2 protein-coding genes are annotated in these 3244 nt (G+C 64.8%); both read left to right on the plus strand.

The window, feature by feature from the left end; translation table 11 throughout:
• A partial coding sequence (locus E5W87_RS01810) for a sarcosine oxidase subunit alpha family protein (protein ID WP_292393409.1) occupies positions 1–2493 on the plus strand: 2493 nt, incomplete at its 5' end.
• Positions 2486–3115 (plus strand): sarcosine oxidase subunit gamma, encoded by a 630-nt coding sequence (locus tag E5W87_RS01815; RefSeq protein WP_292393411.1) that lies wholly within the window; start codon positions 2486–2488, stop codon positions 3113–3115. The genes E5W87_RS01810 and E5W87_RS01815, both read left to right, overlap by 8 nt.
• The last annotated feature ends 129 nt before the right edge of the window (positions 3116–3244 follow it).

Below are 3244 nucleotides of genomic sequence, written 5' to 3' on the forward strand. Positions count from 1 at the left end.
CATTACGACAAGGCCTGGGCGCATTGCGACGTGCTGATCGCCGGCTCCGGTCCGGCCGGGCTTTCGGCAGCGCTCGCCGCCGGCCGATCTGGCGCCCGCGTCATCCTGTGCGAGGAGGATTTTGCCCTTGGCGGCCGCCTGCTCGTCGACGGCGGCACGATCGACGGCCTGCCGGCGGCCGAATGGATCTCCCGCACGTTGGCCGAACTCGCCGCGCTGCCCGACGTCCGCATCATGAGCCGCACGACACTGTTCGGCGTCTATGACGGCGGAACCTATGGCGCGATCGAACGGGTCAACGACCATCTGCCCTCCCCGCCGGAGCATCAGGTGCGCCAGCGACTGTGGCGGATCGTGGCAAAGCGTTCAATCGTTGCCGCCGGCGCCATCGAACGGCCGATTGTCTTCGCCGGCAACGACACGCCCGGCGTGATGATGGCTTCGGCGATGCGGACCTATGTCGGACGCTACGCGGCAACCCCTGCGAAGAGGATCGCGCTGTTCACCAACAATGAGGATGGCTGGCGCACGGTCGAGACGGCACTTGGCGCCGGATTGCAGATCGCGGCGGTCGTCGATGCACGTCCTGATGTGTCCGCTGCGCATCGCGCTCTCGCCGCCAAAGCCGAGTTTCCCGTGTTGAACGGTTCGGTCGCTGGTGTCGAAGGCGGCAAGGATGGTGTCAGGAAAATCTCGGTATTGCTCACCGGCGGCGCGCGCGCCGAGGTCGAAGCCGACGGGCTTGCCGTTTCCGGCGGCTGGAATCCGGCGGTCGGGTTGACGTCCTACCATCGCGGGCGGCCGAAATGGCAGGACGATATATCGGCCTTCGTGCCGGACGGCGCCCCCCCGGGCATGATGGCCGCTGGTGCCGCCAACGGCGCCTTCAGGCTTGGCGCCTGTCTGCGCCAGGGATTTGCCGCCGGTGCGGCTGCGGCAGCTGGCGCCGGGCGTAGCGGCAATGCCGGCACGCCACCAGTCGCCGACGACGAGGCTTTTTCGCTGACGCCGCTCTGGCATGTCGCCGGTAAAGGCAAAGCCTTTGTCGACTATCAGCATGACGTCACCGCTTCGGACATCGAACTGGCGCAGCGCGAAGGCTTTGAATCGGTCGAGCATCTGAAGCGCTATACGACGCTCGGCATGGCCACCGACCAGGGCAAAACCTCGAACATCGCCGGCCTCGCCATCATGGCGGCGGTATCAGGCAGATCCATCCCCGAAACCGGCACGACGATCTACCGCCCGCCCTATGTGCCGGTCGCCATCGGCGCCTTCGCCGGCCATCATCGCGACGAGAACTTCCATGCGACAAGGCTGGCGCCGTCGCATCACTGGGCAGCCGAACAGGGCGCGGCGTTTGTCGACACCGGCTTGTGGAAACGGGCGCAATGGTATCCGCGCGCCGGCGAAAAGGACTGGCTGGACTCGGTGACCCGCGAGGTCAAGGCGGTGCGCTCCGGCGTCGGCTTCTGCGACGTCTCGACACTCGGCAAGATCGACGTGCACGGCCCGGATGCCGGCGCCTTCCTCGACCGCGTCTACATCAACACCTTCTCCAATCTTGCTGTGGGAAAAGCGCGCTACGGGCTGATGCTGCGCGAGGACGGCATGGTCTATGACGACGGCACCACGTCGCGGCTGGCCGACGATCATTATTTCCTGACCACCACCACCGCCAAGGCCGGGCTGGTGATGCAGCATCTCGAATTCTGCCGGCAGGTGCTGTTTCCTGAACTCGACGTGCAGCTGACCTCCGTCTCCGACCAGTGGGCGCAATTCTCGATCGCTGGGCCGAAGACGCGTGACCTGCTTAGGGAAATCGTCGATCCGGCCGAGGATCTGTCGAATGAGGGCTTTCCGTTCATGGGTGCGCGCGAAGTGGCGCTGCGCGGCGGCATCAAGGCTCGGTTGTTCCGCATCTCATTCTCCGGCGAAATGGCGTTCGAGATCTCCGTTCCGGCCCGCTACGGCGACGCACTGGTGCGCAACCTGATGATAGCCGGCAAACAATTCGGCGTGACGCCTTACGGCACCGAGGCGCTCGGCGTCATGCGCATCGAAAAGGGCCATGTCGCCGGACCGGAGCTGAACGGCACGACGACAGCGGCCGATCTCGGGCTCGGCAAGATGATGTCGACCAAGAAGGATTTCATAGGCCGCGTCATGGCCGGACGCGAGGCACTGGTCGCCCCCGACCGGCAGGTCGTGGTCGGCATCAAGCCGACGGACAGAGCGCGCCGCCTGCGCTCCGGCGCTCATATCATTCCGAAGGGCGAGATACCGGGTTCCGCCAACGACCAGGGCTATGTCACATCGGTCTGCTTCTCGCCGACGCTCGACCAGTGGATCGGGCTGGCGCTTGTCGAGCGCGGGCGCGAGCGGATCGGCGAAATCGTCCATGCGCATGACCCGCTGCGCGGCGAAGACTATGATGTCGAACTGTGCAATCCCGTCTTCTACGATCCGGATGGAGGGCGCCAGCGTGGCTGAGTTTTCTTGGGTTCCCCGCAGTCCGCTGGAGCACGCGCTTGCCGTGGGAGCGTATGGCGCGCGCGACGCCAAACCGGGCATTTCGCTCACCGAGATCCGCAATTTTGATTTGGTTCAGGTGATGGCGCGGCGCGGCAAAGGGGCGGAACTGGCCAGCGCCGCGGAAGCCCGCGTCGGCATGGCGGCTCCGGATGTGCCGAAGGCGGTCAGCGCTTCGGACGCGACGCTCATCTGGTCGGGACCGGATCAGTTCCTCGTCCTGTCGAAGGGCCGCAAGCACGCGATCGATACGTTGAGCCAGGCGTTTACGCAATCCGCCTCGCTGTCCGACCAGTCGCATGCGCGCGTCCTGATCAGCGTCTCGGGAGCCAAGGCGCGCACTATGCTGGCGAAGTTGTCGTCGATCGACCTGCACCCGGCGGCCTTTCCGATCGGCACTGCCGCCGCGACATCGATCGACCATACCAGCGTCAATCTGTGGCGCGGCAATGACCGGCCGGATGGGCAGGCGGTGTTCAACCTTCTGGTGTTTGCAACCTTCGCGGAAAGCCTGTGGCACACGATGCTGGACGCGTCGGCCGAATACGGTGTCGACATCGGGCATTCCGAGGAAGTTGAGTAGCGTTTGTACGTGCCCCTTCAACTTGCCAAATCCGGCCTTGCCGCCTATTCTTGCTGCTAAAATAATTTCACACACAGGCAAACTTGTTTCTCAAGACATAGGGTCGAGATGAGCCAGTCGCCCTACCCC

This window comes from Mesorhizobium sp. (assembly GCF_004962925.1).
In the GTDB taxonomy this organism is placed as follows: Bacteria; Pseudomonadota; Alphaproteobacteria; order Rhizobiales; family Rhizobiaceae; genus Mesorhizobium.